Below are 20,000 nucleotides of genomic sequence, written 5' to 3' on the forward strand. Positions count from 1 at the left end.
CCGAAATGTGGTGGCCACATTTCGGTTCGATGCTCAGGCCGGCGCCGGCTCCTTGTCGGGCATGGGCACCTCGATCGTCTCCGGCGCATCGACTATGACGAGTGCGATCGGGGCTCCGGTCAGGTCGGTGAGGCGATAGGCAGCCTCGACCGCATGGCCGTTGCCGACATGGCCGGCCATGACCAGCGCGCCCTGAGCACGGCCGAGCAGCGGCGCCAGCGCCTCCGCCTCATCGGTCGAGGTGGCGGCGACCAGCACCCAGTCATAGGTCTCGCAGAGCGCATCGAGCGCGACGTCGACGATGTCGGATGCCGCCAGCACGGCCGCCCGCCCTGCCCGGCCCGGCGCGATCTCGTGCAGACGCGAATCCGGCTCGCGCGTGATGATGTCGGAGAACATCGCCTCGCCGGCGAGCAGCTCGGAGAAGCCGGCCCGATCGCGGGAATCGCTGGCGAGGTCGACCAGGATGCAGCGGCTGCGCTCGGAGAGAAGCAGCGCCAGCGCCCGCGGCAAAGCCTCGCCGGGCTCGGCCCCGTCCAGCACCACGACGAGCGGCGCATGGCCTTCGCTCGGCTTGTTGATGCAGGCCGCGAGATCGGCGGCCGCCGACTCAGGGTCGGCGACATCGAGATGGAGCTGGCCGACACGCCCGCCATGGGTCAGGAGGCCGGCAATACGCTCGCGGCGCGCCGGCGCCTTCGCGGCGCCCTGCTCATCCTCTTCCGACGCCTCCATCTGCGGCTCGGCACGTGCCCGCATCTTGCGGCGCGGCGCGTCCTCGGCAGGCGCCGGGGTTCCGCCATTCAGAAGCTCGCGCGAGACGACCGCCGCCAGCGTGACCAGGAAGGTCGCGAGCGTCGCGACGACCATGGTCGGCAGCTTCTTCGGGAAGGAAGGAGCGGTCGGCTCGACGGCGCGGGAGATGACGCGGGCATCGGCCGGAGTCGCATTCTGCGCGTCGCGGGCGAGCGCCTCGCGATAGCGCAGCATGTACTGTTCGAGCTGCTCGCGCTGGGTACGGGCCTCGCGCTCGAGAGCGCGCAGCTGGACCTCGTCGTCATTGGCGCCGGAGGCGGTCTTCTTCTGGCCGTCGAGGGCGGCGGTGACGCTCTCGACGCGCTGCCCGGCGATCTTGGCCTCGTTCTCAAGCGTGCGCACGGCGCGCTCGGCGGCAGCGCGGATCTGGCCTTCGAGATCGGCGAGCTGAGCGTTCAGCTCCTTGATGCGCGGGTGCTCCGACAGGAGGTTGCGCGATTCGAGCGCGATCTGGGCGCGCAGGTTGACGCGCTGCTCGACCAGCCGGCGGACGAGCTCATTATTGGCGACATCCGGAATCTCGAAGGTGCGGCCGGCCTTGATGGCGTCACGGATGATCGAGGCCTTGGCCTGCGACTCGGCCTGCTGGTTGCGCGCAGCGGAGAGCTGCGTCGACAGATCGGCGAGCTGCTGAGCGGTGATCGTGGTGTTGTTGGCGCCGACGAGCAGGCCGTGGCGGGAACGGAATTCCTCGACCTTGGCCTCGGATTCAGCCAGTTTCCTGCGCAGCGGCTCGATCGTGGTCGAAAGCCAGGACGAGGCGCTGCGCGCGGTGTCCTGCTTGGCCGCCTCCTCCATGTCGAGATAAGCGGCGGCGATCTCATTGGCGCCCTTGGCGGCGAGCGCCGGGTCCTGCGAGGTGAACTCGACCGCGACGATGCGCGAGCGCCCGACCGGGAAGACCAGGAGCCGGTCGTAATACTTCTCCAGCACCCGCTCCTCCGGCGAGCGATCGGCCGGATGGGCGCCGATGCCGAGCAGCACGCCGACCTTCTTCAGCGCGCCGAGCGCGCCGGCTCCGGAGTCGAATTCGGGATTGCCGACAAGGCCGATGCGCTTGATCGCCTCGCGCGCCAGATCCCGCGACATGATGACCTGGACCTGGCTCTGCACGCCCTCGGCATCGAATTGCTGGCCGGAATTGTCGGAGGACTGGCCCGGCCGCGTGTAGTAGCTGTCGCGGCTCTGCAGCAGGAGCTGGGCCTGGCCGGTATAGCGCGGCGGGATGACGTTGACCGCGGCGAAGGACAAGCCCAGCGCCGCCAATGTCGGCCCGATGATCCAAAGCTTCTTCGCCTTGATCGCGGCCCAGAGAGCCGGCAAGTCGAGCAGGTCGGAGCGGCTCTCGCCGGCGGCCGCAACGGTATCGTAGCGAGCGGTCATGAGGCTTCCATTCACGCAGAACTCTTGTGCCCCTGGGGGAGCACGTCACCTCATCTGAGCGCATTAAGGTTATTGGCGGGTTAAAGCGGCGCGGCGCCGGAATACATCCCGCGCCCCGGCGCTCAGCCTTTGTTAACCATGTCGGCCTAACCCTAGAGACAGATTCTGAAGGGTTCGCCGGTGATGATGAGTAGACATCCCGTCTGTCTGGCGCTTGCCGCTGCGCTCGCAGTGGCCGGCTGCGCGCCGCGCATCGAAGCGCCTGAATTCGCCGTCGAGCGGACTGCGCCATACCAGCTCGCCAGCGGCGACAAGCTGCGCGTCATCGTGTTCGGGCAGGACAACCTCTCCAATATCTATGCCGTCGACGGCTCCGGCCGCATCTCCATGCCGCTGATCGGCGCGGTCGAGGCGCAGGGGCGCTCGACGCAGCAGCTCGAGCGCGCGATCGAAGCGCGTCTGCGCGCCGGCTATCTGCGCGAGCCAAAGGTCTCGGTCGAGGTCGACGCCTACCGGCCGTTCTTCGTGCTCGGCGAGGTCACCAATTCCGGCCAGTTCCCGTTCGTCAACGGCATGACGATGCAGACCGCGGTGGCGATCGCCGGCGGCTTCACGCCGCGCGGCCAGCGCAACTATGCCGAGGTCACCCGCTTGATGGACGGCCAACTCGTCACCGGCACGGTGCCGATCACCTACCCGGTCCGGCCCGGCGACACGATCGTGATCAAGGAACGCTGGTTCTGACCGGCTCTGCCCGGGATACCGCCACCATGCCCGCTGCGGCCGGCTCTGCTCCGCTCAAGATCCTGCATGTCTTCCGCGCGCCGCTCGGCGGGCTCTTCCGGCATGTGCTCGACCTCGCCCGCGGCCAGATCGCGCGCGGCCATGCCGTCGGCATCTTCTGCGATTCGACCACGGGCGGCGCCCGCGCCGATCAGGTCTTCGCCGAGCTCGCACCGCAGCTTTCGCTCGGCGTCACTCGCGTGCCGATGTCGCGCTATCCGAGCCTCACCGACCTGCGTGCGCAGATCTCGCAGGTCTCGATCCGCGATCGGATCGCACCGCAGATCGTGCACGCGCACGGCTCCAAGGGCGGCGTCTACGCTCGCCTGCCGGCGCTGGTCTCGCCTCGCCGACGCTACATTACCGCCTATACGCCGCATGGCGGCAGCTTCAACTACAAGCCCGGCAGCGCCGAGCACCGCGTCTATATGACGATCGAGCGCCTGCTCGAGCGGGCGACCGACATGTTCCTGTTCGAGAGCGCCTTCATCGCAGGCCGCTTCGAGGCCCATGTCGGGCACAAGCCGCGCACCGACCATCGCGTCGTGCTGAACGGCATCTCGGAAGCCGAGTTCGAGCCGATCGACCATGCCGACGCCGCGTTCGACCTCGTCTATCTCGGCGAACTGCGCTCGGCCAAGGGCGTCGACACGCTGATCGAGGCGCTCGCGCTGCTGAAGCGCCGCGACGGCTTGACGCCGCGCATCCTGATCGTTGGCTCCGGCCCGGACGAGGCGCTGCTACGGCAGATGACCGTCGAGCAAGGCGTCGCGAGCCAATGCGTGTTCGAGCCGCCGGGGCCGATCCGCGCCGCGCTCGCCAAGGCGCATGTCATGGTGATCCCGTCCCGGGCGGAATCGCTGCCCTATGTGATCCTGGAAGCGGCCGCGGCAGCGCAGCCGCTGATCGCGACCGATGTCGGCGGCATCAAAGAGATCTACGGCCCCAGGCATGCCGACCGTCTGATCTCCGCCAACGAGCCGACCATCCTGGCCGATGCGATCCGTAAGGCCCTGGCGACACCGGAGGCGGAGCGGCTCGCCGAGGCCGCCGACCTCGCACTGCATGTCAGGGCCAATTTCTGCCTGAATGCGATGATCGACGGCGTCCTCGACGCCTATCGGGCCGCGCTCGCCAAGCGCGGCGGCTGATCGGCTGCCCCAAGATTCTGCAGCCGAGCAGAGCCCCCGGCGCCGGCATCGATCGAGGGTAGAATATCCTTCTCCATTGGCGCATCCTGCCTCCGCAGCGCGCGAGACGACGCCGCCGCGAGGGAGGACATGATGGGCAAGCAGGAACGGTCCCTGGGCGAACTCTATGGCGACGATCCCGAGCGCGGCGACGCGCTGGCCTTCGGCCGCCGGACCGGCGCCTCGCGCCGCGGCTTCCTCGGCGGCGCCGGGCTCGCGGCGATGGGTGCAGCCGTCGGCGGCGCGATCCCGTTCTCGGACCAGATGCCGGCCGGGCTCATTCCCGTTGCACTGGCGCAGGGCATACCGCCCGCCTCCGCCGTCCCCTCCGCGGCCCCGGCGACCGCCACGCCGAAGGGCCCGGAATTCCTCGATTTCCCCGGCAAGGCCAAGGGCCTTGTCCTGCTCGGCGACCGGCCGCTCGTCGCCGAAACGCCCGAGCACATGCTCGACGACGACACCACGCCGATCGAGAAGTTCTTCGTCCGCAACAACGGCCAGACGCCCGAGCCTTTCACCGAGGGCGACGCCTGGGAATTGACCATCGATGGCGAGGTCAACACGCCGCTGACGATCAAGCTCGGCGAGCTCAAGCAGAAGTTCACGCACAAGACCTTCCGCACGGTGCTGGAATGCGGCGGCAATGGCCGCTCGTTCTTCCAGCCGCAGGCACGCGGCAACCAGTGGACCAATGGCGGCGCCGGGTGCGCCGAATGGACCGGCGTACCGCTCGCCGACGTGCTGCAGAGCGCCGGCCTGAAGTCGACCGCCGTCCACACCGCCAATTACGGCGCCGATCAGCACCTATCCGGTGATGCGAGCAAGGATGCGATCTCGCGCGGCGTGCCGATCGCGGCGGCGCTGGAGCCGCATGCGCTGCTGGTCTGGGCGATGAACGGCCAGCCGCTGCCTGCCATCCATGGCGGGCCGCTGCGGGTGATCATTCCCGGCTTCCCGGCCTCGGTCTCGCATAAATGGCTGAAGCGGATCGCGATCCGCGACAAGGTGCATGACGGCCAGGGCATGGGCGGCACCTCCTACTCCGTCGCGATCAAGCCGATGATCCCCGGCGGCAAGACCGACGACTCCAACATGCGCACCATGACCGACATGCCGGTGCGCGGCATCATCACCAATCCGGCCAACGGCACGCGCCTGGCAGCCGGCACACGCAGGCTCGCGCTGCGCGGCGCCGCCTGGGACGGGCATGAGGGCGTCTCGCGCGTCGATGTCTCGATCGATTTCGGCGCGACCTGGCAGCCGGCCAAGGCGGCCGAACCGCGCAACCGCTATGATTGGCGGCGCTGGACCGCCGAGGTCGAGCTGCCGTCCGACGGCTATTACGAACTCTGGGTCCGCGCCACCGACAGCAAGGGCCGGGCGCAGCCGCATGTCGCCGGCGGCTGGAACCCGCAGGGCTACGGCGCCAACCCGATGCACCGGGTCGCGGTACTCGTCGGTTGAACGCCGTGATCGCACGTATCGGCCGCGCCGGGCTCATGCTCGGCACGGGCCTGCTGCTCGCTACGTCGATGGCGCTGGCGCAGGCACCTGCTCCGTCGGAGGAGACGCCGGAGATGTTTCCGGCCGGGCCCAACCGCGACGAGGCCTTCTATGCCTGCGTCGCCTGCCACAATTTCAAGCTGGTCGCGGCCCAGGCGATGAGCCGTGAGAAATGGGGCGAGACGCTCGACTGGATGGTGACCAAGCACAACATGCCGGCCCTCCCTGCGGAGGAGCGCGGCAAGGTGCTCGACTATCTCGCCGAGGTCTTTCCGACCAAGGCGCCGGCCCAGCAGGGCGGGTGGAAGAACCCGTTCCTGAACTGACGCGACGCCTTCCGGTCAGAACAGCTTGAGCGCGACCACGCCGGCGACGACCAGCGCGATGCCGAGCCAACCGGCCGGGCGGATGCGCTGGCCGAAGGCGAGCGCGCCGACCACGGCGGTCAGCACAAGGCCGACGCCACCCCAGACGGCGTAGGCTACCGAGAGGTCCATGCCGCGGATCGCCTGCGCCAGGGCGGCGAAGGCGCCGACGACGCAGAGCACGCCGAGGCCGCCGACGAGCCGGCGCTTCAACCCGTCGGAGATCTTGAGCAGGCTGGTGCCGATCACTTCGAGGATGACGGCAAGTCCGAGCCAGGCAAGCGCGAAGGCTTGCGCGGAGGCAGCGAAGGTCACACCAGCCTCCGCTCATCCTCCCTGGGGGCCGCAGGGTCGGCGTCGTGACCGACGCCGCGTTCCAGCAGCACGATGCCGCCGATGATCAGGGCCAGCGCCAGGATGCGCGGGAGCGTCAGATGCTCGGCGAAGAAGGCATGGCCGATCAGGGCGATGCCGACGATGCCGAGGCCTTCCCAGACCGCATAGGCGACGGCCATGGGAATGACCCGCAGGGCGACGCTGAGCAGGGCGAAGGACAGTCCGATCAGCACGAGCGGCAGCACCGCGACGAGGACCGGGCCCGCGACGAAGGCCTTGAGAGCCGACGTCGCAAGCAGCTCCACGGCGATGGCCGCGAGCAGGATCAACCAATGAAAAGACATAAGTCACACAGGGGCGCTGGCCCGGGGCGCAGGCGGCGCGGGTGCGGCGTCTGCGGGGTGCGCATCGTTAGCGTTCAAAAGACGATGTTCGAGATGAAGGGAGCGCTCAGGCTTTCGCCGAAGGCCAGCACATCGCCCAAGCCCAAATCACCGGAAATACCCGTGGGCAAGGTCAATGAAATATGTGCTTCTCAGACACTCATCGCGGCGTTAAGTGCCTGAATCTAAGCTTTTTGTCAACTCGATCGCGACTTTCAGTGCCTTCGACACTATTTTCGCGGCCGCGAAACCCTCGGCTAATACCTTGAAGGCCCGAGTGAAAATCGACCTTTCCATAGGTCCGAAAAAAGATGCCCCGACGATGCGGTTTCAGCCGTCTTCGATGGGCTCAAATCGCCTCAAATCCCGATCGCTTCCGCAGAGTCCGATTAAGTCTTCCGAGAGCAATTTGCGCTAGGTGACGAGAGCTTTCAGCGCGGCGGGCGAGCCCGCATTCCCTGCGCGAGGACTGGACGAGATGGGCGCTTTCGACGTTCGCGACCTGATCAAGGCGGATTCTACCGGCCCCGCATCTGCAAGCGGAGCATCGGAGGGCACGCGGACCTTCCACCCGCTGGCCGAACGCATCGCGGCGATGCCGGTCAAGCAGACGCTGTCGCCGGTGCTGATCGAGGGGCTGGTGCGCCTCGCCGACATGCTGGTGATCCTCGGCGTCGGCGGGCTCGTCTTCGCCCTCTACGTCGCCGGCAAGGTCGACTACGCCCTGCCCTACCAGGTCACGGTGCCGCTGGTGGCGGTCGGCGCCCTCGCCGTCTTCCAGGCGCTCCACCTCTACCATGTCAGCGCGTTGCGCAATTTCATCGGCATCGCGGTACGGGTCGCAGCCGGCTGGACGATCCTGTTCCTGCTGGCGCTGGCCGGCTTCTTCTTCCTCAAGGTCGGTGACCAGGTCTCGCGCGTCTGGCTCGCCGCCTTCTATGCCGTCGGCCTCGTACTGCTGCTGGCCGAGCGGCTGACAGCCTCGCTGATCGTCCTTCGGCTCACCCGGATGGGCCGGCTCGAACGTCGCACAGCGATCGTCGGCGGCGGCCCCGCCGGCGAGGAGCTGATCAAGGCGCTGGAGGCCCAGCGCGACACGGGGCTGCGCGTCTGCGGCGTCTTCGACGACCGCAATGACGATCGCTCGCCCGATCTCGTCGCCGGCTACCCCAAGCTCGGCACGATCGACGATCTCGTCGAGTTCGCGCGCCGCACCAAGCTCGACCTCGTGATCTTCACCCTGCCGATCTCGGCCGAGGCGCGGCTGCTCGCCATGCTGCGCAAGCTCTGGGTGCTGCCGATCGATATCCGGCTCTCGGCCCATATGTCGAAGCTGCGCTTCCGGCCGCGCTCTTATTCCTATATCGGCGCGGTCCCCGTGCTCGACGTGTTCGACCGACCGATCGCCGACTGGGACATCGTCGTCAAATGGGTGTTCGACAAGGTCGTCGGCACGCTGGCGCTGATCGCGCTGTCGCCGCTGATGATCGCGACCGCGATCGCCGTCAGGCTCGACTCGAAGGGTCCGATCCTGTTCCGGCAGAAGCGCTACGGCTTCAACAACGAGATGATCGAGGTGCTGAAGTTCCGCTCGCTCTATCACGATATGAGCGATTTTGCCGCCGCCAAGCAGGTCACCAAGGACGATCCGCGCGTCACCCGCGTCGGTCGCTTCATTCGCAAGACCTCGATCGACGAGTTGCCGCAGCTGCTCAACGTCGTGTTCAAGGGCAATCTCTCGCTGGTCGGCCCGCGCCCCCACGCGATCCACGCGACCGCATCGAACCGCGCCTATGAGCAGGTCGTCGACGGTTACTTCGCCCGCCACAAGGTCAAGCCCGGCATCACCGGCTGGGCGCAGGTCCATGGCTGGCGCGGCGAGACCGACACCGAGGACAAGATCCAGCGCCGCGTCGAGCATGATCTCTATTACATCGAGAACTGGTCGGTGCTGCTCGACCTCTACATCCTGATCAAGACGCCGTTCTCGCTGATGACCAAGAACGAGAACGCCTATTGAGCATGCTGGCGCACGACCCGGGGCTCGGCCGGCGCCTCCGGATTTCCCACGCCGCGCTGCAGCGCGGCGCGCTCTGGCTGCTGACCGCCTCCAGCTGGGTCGCGATCATCGAGCCCTCGCCCTATGAGATCGCCTTCCTGCTGGTCCTGGCGGTGTTCGTGCTCACCGGTCTGCGCCTGTCGCGGGCGCTGCTGCCGCTGGCGCTGCTGCTGCTCGGCTTCAATCTCGGCGGCGCCATCTCGCTGATCCCCTGGATGAACGATCCGGATGCGGTGCGCTTCATCGCCGTCTCCTTCTATCTGATGGTCACGGCGATCGTGCTGGCGGCCGTCATGGCCGACGACACGCAGGCCCGGCTCGAGGCGCTGAAGCGCGGCTACCTGTTCGCGACATGGTGCACCGGCCTGCTCGCGATCGTCGGCTATTTCGACATCGCCGGCCTTGGCGACCATTTCACGCTGTGGGGCCGCGCGACCGGCACGTTCAAGGATCCGAACGTGCTCGGCCCGTTCCTGGTGCTGCCGATCGTCTTCGTGCTGCAGGACATCCTGGTGGGACGGCGCGGGCTCGTCGGCGGCCTCACCCTGATCAGCGTGCCACTCGCGGCTCTGTTCCTGACCTTCTCGCGCGGCGCCTGGGGCAATCTCGCGGCTGCGGTGCTGCTGATGGCGGGCCTGACCTTCCTGACCGCGGGCACGGCCAGGATGCGGGCACGGATCGTCGCGCTGGCTCTGACCAGCCTCGTGCTCGCCGCCGTCACCCTGGCGATCGCCCTCTCCTTCGACGTCATCCGCGAGATGTTCGAGGTCCGGGCCAGCCTCGACCAGAGCTACGATCTCGGCGTCACCGGCCGCTTCGGCGCGCAGCTGCGCTCGATCCCGATGCTGCTCTCCGAGCCCAACGGCTTCGGGCCGCTGCGCTTCCGCTGGCTGTTCCTCCAGCAGGATCCGCACAATGTCTACATCAACGCCTTCGCCTCCTATGGCTGGCTCGGCGGCTTTTCCTGGCTGGCGCTGACCGTGGCGACCTGCTGGGCCGGCTGGTGGCTGGTGTTCCGGCGCGGCCCGCTGCAGGGCCAGGCGATCGCGGTTTGGTCGGTCCTCTTCGTCACGATCCTGCAGGGCTTCCAGATCGACACCGACCATTGGCGCCACTTCTACCTGCTGCTCGGGCTGATCTGGGGCCTCGCAGCCATTGCGCGTCGCCCGGGCACTGAGACCGCGCCATGACCGGGAAGACGGGGGAAGCCCGGCAGAACCAGGCGATCCAGGTGCTGCGCGGCGTTGCGGCGCTGCTCGTCGTGATCGGCCATGCGATCCATGAGACGCAGGCGATGGGCAGCGCGCTCGGGCGCGCACCGCTCGACGGCTCCCTGCTGCGATGGAGCACGGGCGTCGACATCTTCTTCGTCATCTCCGGCTTCATCATGGTCTACAGCTCGACGCAACTGTTCGAGCGCCCCGGCGGATGGCGCAGCTTCCTCTGGCGCCGCTTCGTGCGCATCGTTCCGCTCTACTGGCTGCTGACGACACTGTTGCTGCTCGGCGCCCTCGTCGCACCAAGGCTGCTGAACGTGCCGATCGACGATTGGCGGCATGTGCTGGCCTCCTATCTCTTCATCCCGTCCCTGCGGGCGCCCGGAGAGATCCGCCCGGTCATGGCGCTGGGTTGGACGCTGAACCTCGAAATGTTCTTCTACGTGCTGTTCGCCTGCACGCTCGCCTTGCCGATGCGCCTGGCGGTGCCGGTGCTGACGGCGATCCTCGCCGTGCTCGCCGGGGTCGGTCTCGCCTTCGAGCCGACGCAGGTCCAGCTCGCCTTCTGGACCCAGTCGATCATCCTCGAATTCGCCTTCGGCTGCCTGCTGGCGCTCGCCTATCTCGGCGGCCTGCGGCTCGGCGCGCCGACGGCGCTCATATTGGCCTGCGCCGGCATGGCCGGCCTGGTGCAATGGCCCGCTCTGGCCGATCAGCAATGGCCGGACGCGCTGCGCTGGGGCGTGCCTGCCCTGATGATCGTCAGCGCCGCGGCTCTGCACCGAGGCGCCAGCGCGGCGCGCGGGAGGCCGTCACGGCTGCTCGGCGTCGCGGTGCTGCTCGGCAACGCCTCCTACAGCCTTTACCTGGTACACCCCTTCGTACTGCGCCCGCTGCGCAATCTCTGGACGCAAGCCATTGGCGATGCGCTTCCGCTGACGGCCTATGTCGTGGTCGCGACGGCAGCCTCCTGCGTCACTGCCCTGCTGCTCTACCGCTATGCGGAGCAGCCTTTGCTGCGGGCGATGCGGAGCCGGCGGCCGGACGGAGCCGGCGAGCGCGAAGCGCGCTCGCCCCTGCCTGCTCAGCGTTCCTTGCGAACGACCACATAGGCATAGGTCGTCACCAGGCGCCAATCGGCCTTGGCGGCGAGCTTGTTGAAGGCCGCATCGAGGCCGCGCAGGCCCGGCATCCGCTCGAAGTAGCCGCTGCCCCAGAAGGGCTGGACGTGGACGTCGCGGAAGCCGGCCCGCTGGAGCATCGGCTCCAATGCCGCGCGGCTGCCACGGCACTGGTCGTAGAAGGCCGGGAAGACCGGGTCGTCGCCGTCCTGCCGCCGCGCTGGGAAGAGCGCATGCATGATGGCGCGCGACGCCGCCTTCGGCAGGATGTGATTGAGCGCGAAAACCGGCGCCCAGAGCGTCGGCATGAAGGCGAGCCCGATACCGCCCGGCGCCAGCAAGGCATGGATGTTGGCCCAGGCACGCTCAACGTCATGGACATGCTCGAACACCATGCGCGAGATCATCATGTCGTAGCCGCCGCGGGCGACATCCGGCTCGGACAGATCGCCGGCGATGTCGAAACGCGCGGTGCGCAGCCCTTTCGGCGTCAGCGCGAGCTCCCCCGCATCGATGTCGTTGACGATGAGGTCGAGCCCATGACGGCGCGCGTCCTCGACGGTGAAAAGCGGATCGCGGCCGCCACCGATCTCGCAGAGCCGCCTCAGGCCGAACTGGTGCATCAGCGCCAGGATCGTCGCCTCGTAATGGTCCCAGGCCCAGTTGGAATGCCAATCGGGCTGGAGCCCGGCGAAGAAGCTCTCGATCGAGCCCCTGTCCACCGCCGCGGCATCCTGCGACCGCAGCGGCCGACGTTCGGTCAGCGCCATCGACATGACGATATGTCCCGTTTCCTGCTGTGAGGCCCCGACCCTGCGCCCGCTGCAGGGGCCGCGCAATCGAAGCCTTAAGGGAGGGTTAACAGACGACGAGGCCACTCGCTCCGAAAAGGGACACCGCCGACTGACACCGCCAGCCTTCAATCGCACTCGGTCAAATCGCCATTGCCGGCCTTGTGGGTCTGGCATGTCGCCGGGCCCGTCCGCTCCCGCGCGCAAGCGGACAACGCGAAAGCGAGGAGCGACAAGGCGACGATGATTCTGACCGAACGGAACGGCATGGAAGCGCGCGGCTGGCTGGCGGACATGTCCGCCAGTTGGCAGTGCCTGAGCCTATCTCGTTCAGGACGCGCCAATGCGGGCGGCCAGGCCGCCTCTGGCAAAACCGAGATGAAAGAAGAAAATGGTCGGAGCGAGAGGATTCGAACCTCCGACCCCTTGTCCCCCAGACAAGTGCGCTAACCGGGCTGCGCTACGCTCCGACGGGTCGGCTTATAGAGCGCACGACGCCGCGATGCAACGCGGCAATTGCCGGATCGGGCCGCTCGATTCACAGCTACCTGTCGTCATGCGCAGGGGTGCGACCTCGGCCGGCGTGATGCCCCTGCGTCCGGCATGGCGGACGATGGTGCGCACGAGCCCGGCAAAGACAATCACCAGCGGCAGGGCCAGCGCTGCGTTACCTCCAGCGCGAGCCAGAGCGAGGCGGCCAGCGTCGCAATCGTCGCGACGACGAGGAGAGTGCTGGTCATGCCGTGTCCACTCCGGCCCAGGACCGCCGCTGCGGCCTGCTCGACTGCTCCTCGATAGGCTTCGCACCGCGGCCAGGCCACGCTTCAGCCAGCCAAACATGCCAAGGGCTTTCCGGGTGCATGCACGAGCGTCAAGCCACCTTCGGCACTGACGCCGGCGGGTGGGCACCGGCTCCTGGCCTATCAGCTGCGCCGGACGCGCTGATCGCTTCGTGCCTGCGCCGGACACGCGTCCGGCTCGTCAAGCGCTACCGGCGGTGGCGATGCCGCGATTCCGACCAGTGCGAACCCCCATGGATTTGCGGCCTGCGTCAGCGTCCTCGCGACGATCCGCGCCTGCGCGCTGGCATAGTCGGCGGCCTGATCGCTGACCCGGCCAGCGATCGTCTCGAACAACTGGAACATCATCGCTTTCGCCTCCGTGCCGCAGCGCGGCGTCGCAGAGACAACGCGCGAAAGCGGCACAGGTGCCACCGTACCGCGATAATCTCGGTGCCTTGCCCCGCGTCTTGCAGCATGCTGAGGCGCCTCGAACCAGGGGAAACGCCATGATCCGCCCGGCCCTGCTCGTCCTGTCCGGCCTTCTGCTCCATCCAGGCGACGCCAGCGCCTCGCTGTTCTGCCTCGTCCCGGAAACGGCCGACGGGTTCGTCGCCCTGCGCGCCGCGCCGGGCGCGCAAAGCCGGCTGATCCTGCGCATGAGGGCCGGCGACGAGGTCCAGATCATCGAAGGCGGCCGCGGCGGCTGGAGCAAGGTCAGGCATTGGCCCGGCGATACCAGACTAGCGAAGGGCTATGAGGGCTTCAGCGAGGGCCATGTCGCGCGCCGTTTCCTTAGGGATTGCGGCTGAGCGGCGGGCCGGGCCGCTGCCGAGTGCGGCCGCCTGCCGCATGAGCAAAAGCCCGCAACGGCAAGATTCTGTTAACGTACTCCGTTCAAATGAGGTTCACAGAGTGAAGGTTATCTTCATGATACTGGCACCAATTCATGGAGGCCCCGTCATGACGTTGGACTGGCGCAACAGCCTGATGCTCGGCTTCATCGCGGCCGTGTTCGTCACCTGCCTGTTCGGCCCCTATATGATCTCGGTTATGCTCGGCGGGCTCGGCCTGACGTGCTATCTCACCAAGCACGCCAGGCCCGGAGCCTGAGCCCGTCTCAGGCCGCGAGCGCGAGGCGCTGAGCCAACCAATCCCGCACCAGCCCCAGATCCGCCTGTGACAGGCCGTGACCGGTCGGCAGGCTGCGGTGCTCCACCGAAGCCCCCGCCCCGGAGAGCGTCGCCGCCAATCGCGCCGCATTCTCCTCCGGGATTATCGGATCGAAGCTGCCGGAGATAATCAGCACCGGCTTGGCCGCCAGCGTCACCACAGGCGGCTTGGCGAAAGGCGACATCGCCCGCAGCAGCACCGCTCCCGACAGCACCTCCGGCCGCAGCAGCAGCATCGCGGCTGCGATGTTGGCGCCGTTCGAGAAGCCGAGCGCGATCGGCGCCGGCAGCCCGTATTCCGCGCGCGCCTGCTCGACGAAATCGGCGAGCTCATGCGTCCGCCGGATGAGGTCGTCCTCGTCGAAGACACCCTCGGCCAGACGGCGGAAGAAGCGCGGCATGCCGGCCTCCAACGTCCGTCCGCGCGGCGAGAGCAGCGCCGCGCCCGGCGCGACGGTGCGCCCGAGCGGCAACAGGTCGTTCTCGTCACCGCCGGTGCCGTGCAGCAGGAGGAGCGGCGCCGGGCCAGGCGCAGTCGCCGGCTCGAAGCGGTGGATGAAGGTTTCGGACGCACTCATGTCGTCCCTCCTTTCACAGTGAACATCCAGCGAGGGGCGCCCCGCCCCAAGGCGGAGCGCATTGATCGATCAGACCAGAGCCGGCAGGACCGCCTCGATCTCGGCGCGACGAGTCTCGTACCGCGCGGGCAGCTTGAGCGCGCCGCCGAGGTCGTCTGCCGGCTCGTCGATGGCGAAACCGGGCGCGTCGGTCGCGATCTCGAACAGCACGCCGCCGGGCTCGCGGAAGTAGACGGAGCGGAAATAGTTCCGGTCCCTCTGCTCGGTGGGGCGCAGGCCGAAGGTCTCGGTCAGCGTCTTCACCATGCGGGCCTGCTCCGCGTCGTCGCCGGCGCGGAAGGCGACGTGATGAACCGAGCCCGCGCCCATCCTTGCGGGCAGGAAGCCACCGGCTGCGCGCAGGTCGACGACGCTGCCATGGTCGGTGCCCTCCGCCCGCATGCGGACGGTGTTGCCCTCGCGCCCGGCCTCGACGAAGCCGAACACGTCGCGCAGGATCGCGACGGTCGTCTCCGTCTTGTCGAGCAGCAGCGTGACACCGTGGAAGCCGCGGATGGCGGATTCAGGCGGCACCTCGCCGTTGTCCCAGGCCGGCTCGCTCTCGCTGCCGGGCACGCCGACCAGCGCAAGCCGCATGCCGTCGGGATCGCGGAAGCTGAGCACCGTCTCGCCGAAGCGCTTCTGCGGGGCGTCATGGGCAACGCCGTTGGCGATGAGCCGATGCGTCCAGTAGCCGACCGCCGCCGCCGGGATGCGGAAGGCGGTCACTTCCGTCTCGCCGACGCCGAGCCGGCCGGGCGCGACATGCTCCCAGGGGAAGAAAGTCAGGATCGTGCCCGGATTGCCGCCGGCATCGCCGAAATAGAGGTGCCAGGTGGTCGGGTCGTCGAAGTTCACCGTCTTCTTGACCAGGCGCAGGCCGAGCACCCGGCTGTAGAAGTCGAGGTTGCGGCGCGCTGGGCCGGCGATTGCGGTGACGTGGTGGATGCCGTTGATCTGCATGACGATAGTCCTCCGGGCTGCGAGAAGCGGCCCTCGTTGACGCCAAGATGATTGCGGCTCGCCAAATTGCCAGGCTTGATTCATTGCATGCTAGCAATGTCACAATCCTGAAATGCCAATTTGAATTGCGATGCCGAAATCGACAATCTCTGCCGTAGACCCAACCGGTCCTTCGGAGAAAGACCATGATCGACACTCGTTTCGCCCCCTATGGCGCCCTCACATTGCGCGTTGCGCTCGGCGTCATGTTCATCGCCCACGCCTATCTGAAGTTCGCCGTCTTCACCGTTCCCGGCTTCACCGGCTTTCTCGGCCAGGTCGGCCTGCCCGGCTTCCTCGCCTGGCCGATCATCCTGGCTGAAGTTCTCGGCGGCCTTGCCATCCTGATCGGCTTCTATGGCCGCTATGTCTCGGTCCTGCTGCTGCCGATCCTGCTCGGCGCACTGTCCATCCACGGTCCCAATGGCTGGGTCTTCAATGCGCCGAACGGCGGCTGGGAGTATCCTGCCTTCCTTGCTCTGGCCGCTGTCGCCCACGCCCTGATCGGCGATGGCGCGCTAGCGCTGCGCTCGGCCGGGCTGCCGGTCCCGGCCAAGCCCGCCTTGGCCTGAGCCTCGGCAACCGTCACGACAGAACGGGCGACAGGTTGCTGCAACCTGTCGCCCGTACCATGTATCAGGGGTAGCTGACTCGCCCGGAGCCACCTCTTGCCGACCGCCGCCTCCTCTGTCGCCTGGGACGATTTCCGGCTGATCAAGGCCATCGCCGAGGCGCGCAGCCTGCCGGCAGCCGCCGAGCTGATCGGGCTCAACCATTCGACCGTCTTCCGCCGCCTCGGCCAGATCGAGGAAAGCTTGGGCACGCGCCTGTTCGAGCGGCATCGCTCCGGCTACGTGCCGACGCCGGCCGGCGAGGAGATGGCGGTCCTGGCCGAGCGGCTGGAGACCGACATCGCCGGCTTCACCCGGCGCCTTGCCGGCCGCGAGATCCTGCCGGCGGGTGAATTGCGCGTCACCACCAACGACACACTGCTGGTCGAGCTGCTGACGCCGCTCTTTGCCGCCTTCATGCGGCAATGCCCGGACATCAAGCTTGACGTCCTGCTCGGCAACCAGGCGCTCAACCTCAGCAAGCGCGACGCCGATGTCGCGATCCGTGCCACCGACAATCCGCCCGAAAACCTCATCGGCCGGCGCGCCGCCAAGATCGGCTGGGCACTTTATGGCCGAAGCGTCGATTTCCCCGATTCAACACCGCAGGCCGAGGAGAGCTTGCGCGATCGCCCCTGGATCTCGCTCGGCGACCAGTTCGGCGCGTTCAAGGTGGTCCAGCACGTGCAGAAGATCGTCCCGGCCGAGCGGGTGATCTACAAGATCAACACCGTGCTCGGGCTGACGGAAGCCGTCGAGGCCGGGATCGGGATTGGTTACCTGCCCTGCTTCATCGCCGACAAGCGGCCGGCGCTACACCGGCTCGGGCCGCCGCAGGCGGGCTATGCCGCCGATCTCTGGCTTCTGACCCATCCCGACCTGCGCCACTCGCCGCGGGTGCGACTCTTCCTCGATTTCATGGCGCAGGAACTGGCGAAGCTGCGGCCGCTGATGGAGGGCAGTTCGGCAGCGAGTGAGCCGGTCGTTGAAGCCGGGTCCGATCGAGATCTTTGACTTGCGTCGGCTCTTCCGAAAACCGGATGCCACTTTTCGGGCCGATGCTCTAGGATAACGCCATGGAGCTCCTCATCCCCCTCATCGCGGGCCTGGCGCTGATCTGGCTGATCGGCCGCGGCGTGCCCTGGGACGCCAAGCTGGTGACGATCGTCGTCACGCTGGCCGTCATCGTCGCGGTCGTCCTGCTCGAGCGCAACGGCCTCTGGCCCGAGGCCTTCCGGCGGCGCTGAGACGCCGGAAGGCTTGCACGGCGGGCTCAGGAGACGAGCTTCGACCCCACGATGCCGGCGACGATCAGGCCGACGCAGACGAGGCGCAGGGCCGTCGCCGGTTCGCCGAACAGGATGATGCCGAGGATGGCGGTGCCGATCGTGCCGATGCCGGTCCAGATCGCATAGGCCGTGCCGAGCGGCAGGCTCTTCAAGGCGAGACCGAGCAACCCGAGGCTCACCGCCATGCTGGTGACCGTCAGCACGGTCGGGACGAGGCGCGTGAAGCCGTGCGTGTATTTCAGCCCGATGGCCCAGCCGACTTCGAACAGGCCGGCGAAGAAGAGATAAGTCCAGGCCATGGCGGCCCTCCTTTTGGAAGGGCGGGGTCGTCCACGCCTAGTGGGAAACGCAGGCCGCAAGCCTGCGGAGGTCGTCCTCGCCCGCTGATCTAGCGAGCCGGGAGCAAAGGTTCAAGCACAGGCGCGCTCAGCCGTCCTCGCCAACGGTCGCGCCGGCCAGGGCGCCATGCAGCAGACGGCGGCATTCGATCAGCTCGGAGAGTGTCGCCTTCAGGAAAGCGAGGTCGTCGGCGTCGACCAGCGGCTGGGCCGCGCGCGGCAAGGAAGACAGAAGCGCCTTCGCCGCGAAACCCGGCTCCATGGCAGGGGCATGCTGATGATGCTGCGCCGGCTGGGCCGCCGGCATCGCTTCGCCCCGCGGCGGCGCCATGTGGGCGGCTGCGGGTGGCTGGGCAGGCGCGTTGCCACCGACGATCTCGCCGCCGCGGCCGATCGCCTGGACGTAACGGGGCCCCTGCTCCTTCAGGATGCGCTGCAGGCCCTTGATCGTGTAGCCCTCGCCATAGAGCAGGCGGCGGATCCCCTTGAGCAGGGCGACATCGTCAGGCCGGTAATAGCGCCGGCCGCCGCCACGCTTCAGCGGCTTGATCTGGGAGAAGCGCGTCTCCCAGAAACGCAGGACATGTTGGGGAATGTCGAGGTCTTCGGCGACCTCGCTGATGGTTCTGAATGCGTCTGGGCTCTTGTTATCCAATTCGGCCTCGAATCCGCTGCCGTGGAATTTTTGATCCTGCATCGGCCTAATCCGAAACCGCACCCCACTTTTCGGGCCGATGCGCCAGAGTCACTCTTCCTCACCCACGCCGTTCAATCCGTTGATCCGCGCCTTCATCACATTGGACGGCTTGAACACCATCACGCGGCGCGGCTCGATCGGGACTTCGACGCCGGTTTTCGGATTACGCCCGATTCGCTCGCCCTTGTCGCGCACGACGAACGAACCGAACGAGGACAATTTGACGTTTTCCCCACGTGCCACCGCATCGCAGATCTCGTCCAGCACCGCTTCGACCAGCTTGGACGACTCCGTCCGCGACAGGCCGATCTTCTGATAGACGGCCTCGCACAGATCAGCCCGCGTAATCGTTTGCCCCGCCATCAGCTCCTCCAAGGCGTTTCTTCAAACAGCGGCGTCCCTAATCAACCATCGCCCCATTGGAGGCGGACGCTAGGCGGCGAGGCGACTACGGTCAATCCTCGACACACCCGCACAGGTTGAAAAACGCGGAAATCCGCGCTGACGACCGCTAAGAAAATGTCATAAATCCAAAGTGCTTAGCCTGGGCGGCCCAACCGGGCCGCTACCAGCGGATCAGCGCCGACCCCCAGGTGAAGCCGCCGCCCATCGCCTCGATCAGGACGAGCTGGCCGGGCTTGATGCGGCCGTCCATATGGGCCTGCGCCAAAGCGAGCGGAATCGAGGCCGCCGACGTGTTGCCGTGCTGCCCGACGGTGACCACGACCCGGTCCTCGCTGATGCCGAGCTTGTGGGCGGTGGCGTCGATGATGCGGCGGTTGGCCTGATGCGGCACGAACCAGTCGATGTCGGCGCCGCTGAGCCCCGTCTCCTCGAAAGTGTGGCGCACCGTGTCGGCGAGATTGACCACGGCATGCTTGAAGACCTCTCGGCCCTCCATGCGCAGGAAGCCCACGGTTTTGGTCGAGCCAGGCCCGCCATCGACATAGAGCTTGTTCATATAGCGGCCGTCGGAGCGGACATGGGTGGTCAGCACGCCGCGATCGGCGAGCGTGCCGGCGCCCTCCTCCGCCCGCAGCACGACGGCGCCGGCACCGTCGCCGAACAGCACGCAGGTGGCGCGGTCTTCCCAGTCGAGAATGCGCGAGAAGGTCTCGGCGCCGATGACGATGGCGGTCCTGGCCGCACCGCTGGTCAGGAACTTGTCGGCGGTGGCGAGCGCGAAGACGAAGCCGGAGCAGACCGCCTGCAGGTCGAAGGCGGCGCCTTGCGTGATGCCGAGCGCGGCCTGGATCTGGGTCGCGGTCGCCGGGAAGGTGTGGTCGGGCGTCGCCGTCGCGACGATGATGAGGTCGACCTCACTCGCCGGGATGCCGGCGTCGGCAAGCGCAGCCTGCGCAGCCTTCAGGCCGAGCGTGCTGGTGGTCTCGTCGTCAGCCGCGATGTGGCGGGCATGGATGCCGGTTCGCTGGACGATCCACTCGTCGCTGGTGTCGACCTTCTCAGCCAATTCGGCGTTGGTCATGATGCGCGCCGGCAGATAGGAGCCGCAGCCGCGCAGGACGGATCGCATTCTGGACAAGGACG

At 67.5% G+C, this 20,000-nt stretch carries 23 protein-coding genes and 1 tRNA gene; 12 read left to right on the top strand and 12 right to left on the bottom strand.

All coding sequences use genetic code 11. The features are described 5' to 3' along the window. Window positions 1–33: 33 nt before the first annotated feature. On the bottom strand, window positions 34–2,199 hold the full coding sequence (locus V7S63_RS04155) for a GumC family protein (protein ID WP_336529292.1): 2,166 nt from the start codon (window positions 2,197–2,199) through the stop codon (window positions 34–36). 186 nt (window positions 2,200–2,385) lie between these two features. Between V7S63_RS04155 and V7S63_RS04160 the strand changes: the two genes are divergently transcribed. The 4 genes from V7S63_RS04160 (at window position 2,386) to V7S63_RS04175 (ending at window position 6,001) form a co-directional block, all read left to right on the top strand. After that, window positions 2,386–2,943, top strand: coding sequence for a polysaccharide biosynthesis/export family protein (locus V7S63_RS04160; RefSeq protein WP_091830606.1), 558 nt, complete (start codon window positions 2,386–2,388; stop codon window positions 2,941–2,943). Between the two features lie 26 nt (window positions 2,944–2,969). Continuing rightward, window positions 2,970–4,133 carry a glycosyltransferase family 4 protein gene (locus V7S63_RS04165; protein ID WP_100958857.1) on the top strand — a complete coding sequence of 388 codons (1,164 nt, stop codon included), beginning with the start codon at window positions 2,970–2,972 and terminating at the stop codon, window positions 4,131–4,133. 132 nt (window positions 4,134–4,265) lie between these two features. After that, on the top strand, window positions 4,266–5,636 hold the full coding sequence (locus tag V7S63_RS04170) for a sulfite oxidase (RefSeq protein ID WP_336529293.1): 1,371 nt from the start codon (window positions 4,266–4,268) through the stop codon (window positions 5,634–5,636). Between the two features lie 5 nt (window positions 5,637–5,641). Continuing rightward, window positions 5,642–6,001 (top strand): hypothetical protein, encoded by a 360-nt coding sequence (locus V7S63_RS04175; protein WP_336529294.1) that lies wholly within the window; start codon window positions 5,642–5,644, stop codon window positions 5,999–6,001. 15 nt (window positions 6,002–6,016) lie between these two features. On the opposite strand, the gene mdtI is transcribed toward V7S63_RS04175, so the two are convergent. Together mdtI and V7S63_RS04185 are read right to left on the bottom strand one after the other, a co-directional pair. Continuing rightward, a complete protein-coding gene (gene mdtI / locus V7S63_RS04180; RefSeq protein ID WP_336529295.1) occupies window positions 6,017–6,355 on the bottom strand; it encodes a multidrug/spermidine efflux SMR transporter subunit MdtI in 339 nt (112 codons plus the stop codon). Continuing rightward, a complete protein-coding gene (locus tag V7S63_RS04185; RefSeq protein WP_091830042.1) occupies window positions 6,352–6,720 on the bottom strand; it encodes a DMT family transporter in 369 nt (122 codons plus the stop codon). The genes mdtI and V7S63_RS04185 overlap by 4 nt, the downstream gene beginning before the upstream one ends. Before the next feature lie 517 nt (window positions 6,721–7,237). Between V7S63_RS04185 and V7S63_RS04190 the strand changes: the two genes are divergently transcribed. From V7S63_RS04190 to V7S63_RS04200, 3 genes are read left to right on the top strand one after another with little or no spacing between them, the layout of a single operon-like run. Then, window positions 7,238–8,779, top strand: a complete 1,542-nt coding sequence (locus V7S63_RS04190; RefSeq protein ID WP_100963113.1) for an undecaprenyl-phosphate glucose phosphotransferase — start codon at window positions 7,238–7,240, stop codon at window positions 8,777–8,779. Between the two features lie 2 nt (window positions 8,780–8,781). Then, window positions 8,782–10,008 (top strand): O-antigen ligase family protein, encoded by a 1,227-nt coding sequence (locus tag V7S63_RS04195; protein ID WP_336529296.1) that lies wholly within the window; start codon window positions 8,782–8,784, stop codon window positions 10,006–10,008. Next, on the top strand, window positions 10,005–11,147 hold the full coding sequence (locus V7S63_RS04200; RefSeq protein ID WP_336529297.1) for an acyltransferase family protein: 1,143 nt from the start codon (window positions 10,005–10,007) through the stop codon (window positions 11,145–11,147). Before V7S63_RS04195 ends, V7S63_RS04200 begins: the two co-directional genes overlap by 4 nt. Here V7S63_RS04200 and V7S63_RS04205 read toward each other — a convergent pair. From V7S63_RS04205 to V7S63_RS04215, 3 genes are all read right to left on the bottom strand, one after another. Next, window positions 11,120–11,932: a methyltransferase domain-containing protein gene (locus V7S63_RS04205; protein WP_091830050.1), complete on the bottom strand. Its 813-nt coding sequence runs from the start codon at window positions 11,930–11,932 to the stop codon at window positions 11,120–11,122. The genes V7S63_RS04200 and V7S63_RS04205 overlap by 28 nt on opposite strands. Before the next feature lie 407 nt (window positions 11,933–12,339). After that, window positions 12,340–12,417, bottom strand: a tRNA-Pro gene (locus V7S63_RS04210). A gap of 453 nt (window positions 12,418–12,870) precedes the next feature. Continuing rightward, on the bottom strand, window positions 12,871–13,083 hold the full coding sequence (locus V7S63_RS04215) for a hypothetical protein (protein ID WP_336529298.1): 213 nt from the start codon (window positions 13,081–13,083) through the stop codon (window positions 12,871–12,873). A gap of 152 nt (window positions 13,084–13,235) precedes the next feature. On the opposite strand from V7S63_RS04215, the gene V7S63_RS04220 reads away from it, so the two are divergent. Together V7S63_RS04220 and V7S63_RS04225 are read left to right on the top strand one after the other, a co-directional pair. Beyond that, window positions 13,236–13,538 (top strand): SH3 domain-containing protein, encoded by a 303-nt coding sequence (locus V7S63_RS04220; RefSeq protein ID WP_091830058.1) that lies wholly within the window; start codon window positions 13,236–13,238, stop codon window positions 13,536–13,538. Between the two features lie 151 nt (window positions 13,539–13,689). Then, window positions 13,690–13,839, top strand: a complete 150-nt coding sequence (locus V7S63_RS04225) for a hypothetical protein (protein WP_158673524.1) — start codon at window positions 13,690–13,692, stop codon at window positions 13,837–13,839. Window positions 13,840–13,846: 7 nt separating this feature from the next. Here V7S63_RS04225 and V7S63_RS04230 read toward each other — a convergent pair whose 3' ends face one another. Both V7S63_RS04230 and V7S63_RS04235 read right to left on the bottom strand, forming a co-directional pair. Beyond that, window positions 13,847–14,476: an alpha/beta hydrolase gene (locus tag V7S63_RS04230; protein ID WP_336529299.1), complete on the bottom strand. Its 630-nt coding sequence runs from the start codon at window positions 14,474–14,476 to the stop codon at window positions 13,847–13,849. A 69-nt stretch (window positions 14,477–14,545) separates the two neighbouring features. Continuing rightward, window positions 14,546–15,478 (bottom strand): ring-cleaving dioxygenase, encoded by a 933-nt coding sequence (locus V7S63_RS04235; RefSeq protein ID WP_336529300.1) that lies wholly within the window; start codon window positions 15,476–15,478, stop codon window positions 14,546–14,548. Between the two features lie 185 nt (window positions 15,479–15,663). On the opposite strand from V7S63_RS04235, the gene V7S63_RS04240 reads away from it, so the two are divergent. The 3 genes from V7S63_RS04240 to V7S63_RS04250 all read left to right on the top strand — a co-directional run bounded on the left by V7S63_RS04240 (window position 15,664) and on the right by V7S63_RS04250 (window position 17,375). Further along, the gene (locus tag V7S63_RS04240; protein WP_336529301.1) at window positions 15,664–16,089 is read left to right on the top strand and encodes a DoxX family protein; all 426 of its coding nucleotides are present in this window, start codon (window positions 15,664–15,666) and stop codon (window positions 16,087–16,089) included. Between the two features lie 96 nt (window positions 16,090–16,185). Then, window positions 16,186–17,142, top strand: a complete 957-nt coding sequence (locus V7S63_RS04245; RefSeq protein WP_091830066.1) for a LysR family transcriptional regulator — start codon at window positions 16,186–16,188, stop codon at window positions 17,140–17,142. A gap of 62 nt (window positions 17,143–17,204) precedes the next feature. Next, on the top strand, window positions 17,205–17,375 hold the full coding sequence (locus tag V7S63_RS04250; RefSeq protein ID WP_167561519.1) for a hypothetical protein: 171 nt from the start codon (window positions 17,205–17,207) through the stop codon (window positions 17,373–17,375). Between the two features lie 26 nt (window positions 17,376–17,401). On the opposite strand, the gene sugE is transcribed toward V7S63_RS04250, so the two are convergent. From sugE to V7S63_RS04270, 4 genes are all read right to left on the bottom strand, one after another. Next, entirely contained in the window at window positions 17,402–17,716 is a 315-nt protein-coding gene (gene sugE / locus V7S63_RS04255) for a quaternary ammonium compound efflux SMR transporter SugE (protein ID WP_336529302.1), read from the bottom strand. Between the two features lie 127 nt (window positions 17,717–17,843). Then, window positions 17,844–18,452, bottom strand: a complete 609-nt coding sequence (locus tag V7S63_RS04260; protein ID WP_336529303.1) for a MerR family transcriptional regulator — start codon at window positions 18,450–18,452, stop codon at window positions 17,844–17,846. 48 nt (window positions 18,453–18,500) lie between these two features. Beyond that, on the bottom strand, window positions 18,501–18,815 hold the full coding sequence (locus tag V7S63_RS04265; protein WP_057192231.1) for an integration host factor subunit alpha: 315 nt from the start codon (window positions 18,813–18,815) through the stop codon (window positions 18,501–18,503). A 202-nt stretch (window positions 18,816–19,017) separates the two neighbouring features. Then, a complete protein-coding gene (locus tag V7S63_RS04270; RefSeq protein ID WP_100963103.1) occupies window positions 19,018–19,995 on the bottom strand; it encodes a beta-ketoacyl-ACP synthase III in 978 nt (325 codons plus the stop codon). Window positions 19,996–20,000: the final 5 nt, after the last annotated feature.

This window comes from Allobosea sp. CCNWLY174 (assembly GCF_037120455.1).
Taxonomy (GTDB): Bacteria; Pseudomonadota; Alphaproteobacteria; order Rhizobiales; family Beijerinckiaceae; genus Allobosea; species Allobosea lupini.

Excerpts from the sequence above, each read along its gene's own strand:
- V7S63_RS04200 (WP_336529297.1), top strand. The coding sequence starts at position 10,005 with ATGACCGGGAAGACGGGGGAAGCCCGGCAGAACCAGGCGATCCAGGTG.
- V7S63_RS04205 (WP_091830050.1), bottom strand. The coding sequence starts at position 11,932 with ATGTCGATGGCGCTGACCGAACGTCGGCCGCTGCGGTCGCAGGATGCC.
- V7S63_RS04220 (WP_091830058.1), top strand. The coding sequence starts at position 13,236 with ATGATCCGCCCGGCCCTGCTCGTCCTGTCCGGCCTTCTGCTCCATCCA.
- V7S63_RS04240 (WP_336529301.1), top strand. The coding sequence starts at position 15,664 with ATGATCGACACTCGTTTCGCCCCCTATGGCGCCCTCACATTGCGCGTT.
- V7S63_RS04165 (WP_100958857.1), top strand. The coding sequence starts at position 2,970 with ATGCCCGCTGCGGCCGGCTCTGCTCCGCTCAAGATCCTGCATGTCTTC.
- V7S63_RS04155 (WP_336529292.1), bottom strand. The coding sequence starts at position 2,199 with ATGACCGCTCGCTACGATACCGTTGCGGCCGCCGGCGAGAGCCGCTCC.
- sugE (WP_336529302.1), bottom strand. The coding sequence starts at position 17,716 with ATGGCCTGGACTTATCTCTTCTTCGCCGGCCTGTTCGAAGTCGGCTGG.
- V7S63_RS04250 (WP_167561519.1), top strand. The coding sequence starts at position 17,205 with ATGGAGCTCCTCATCCCCCTCATCGCGGGCCTGGCGCTGATCTGGCTG.
- V7S63_RS04195 (WP_336529296.1), top strand. The coding sequence starts at position 8,782 with ATGCTGGCGCACGACCCGGGGCTCGGCCGGCGCCTCCGGATTTCCCAC.
- V7S63_RS04265 (WP_057192231.1), bottom strand. The coding sequence starts at position 18,815 with ATGGCGGGGCAAACGATTACGCGGGCTGATCTGTGCGAGGCCGTCTAT.
- V7S63_RS04225 (WP_158673524.1), top strand. The coding sequence starts at position 13,690 with ATGACGTTGGACTGGCGCAACAGCCTGATGCTCGGCTTCATCGCGGCC.
- V7S63_RS04160 (WP_091830606.1), top strand. The coding sequence starts at position 2,386 with ATGAGTAGACATCCCGTCTGTCTGGCGCTTGCCGCTGCGCTCGCAGTG.
- V7S63_RS04230 (WP_336529299.1), bottom strand. The coding sequence starts at position 14,476 with ATGAGTGCGTCCGAAACCTTCATCCACCGCTTCGAGCCGGCGACTGCG.
- V7S63_RS04190 (WP_100963113.1), top strand. The coding sequence starts at position 7,238 with ATGGGCGCTTTCGACGTTCGCGACCTGATCAAGGCGGATTCTACCGGC.
- V7S63_RS04170 (WP_336529293.1), top strand. The coding sequence starts at position 4,266 with ATGGGCAAGCAGGAACGGTCCCTGGGCGAACTCTATGGCGACGATCCC.
- V7S63_RS04260 (WP_336529303.1), bottom strand. The coding sequence starts at position 18,452 with ATGCAGGATCAAAAATTCCACGGCAGCGGATTCGAGGCCGAATTGGAT.
- V7S63_RS04185 (WP_091830042.1), bottom strand. The coding sequence starts at position 6,720 with ATGTCTTTTCATTGGTTGATCCTGCTCGCGGCCATCGCCGTGGAGCTG.
- V7S63_RS04235 (WP_336529300.1), bottom strand. The coding sequence starts at position 15,478 with ATGCAGATCAACGGCATCCACCACGTCACCGCAATCGCCGGCCCAGCG.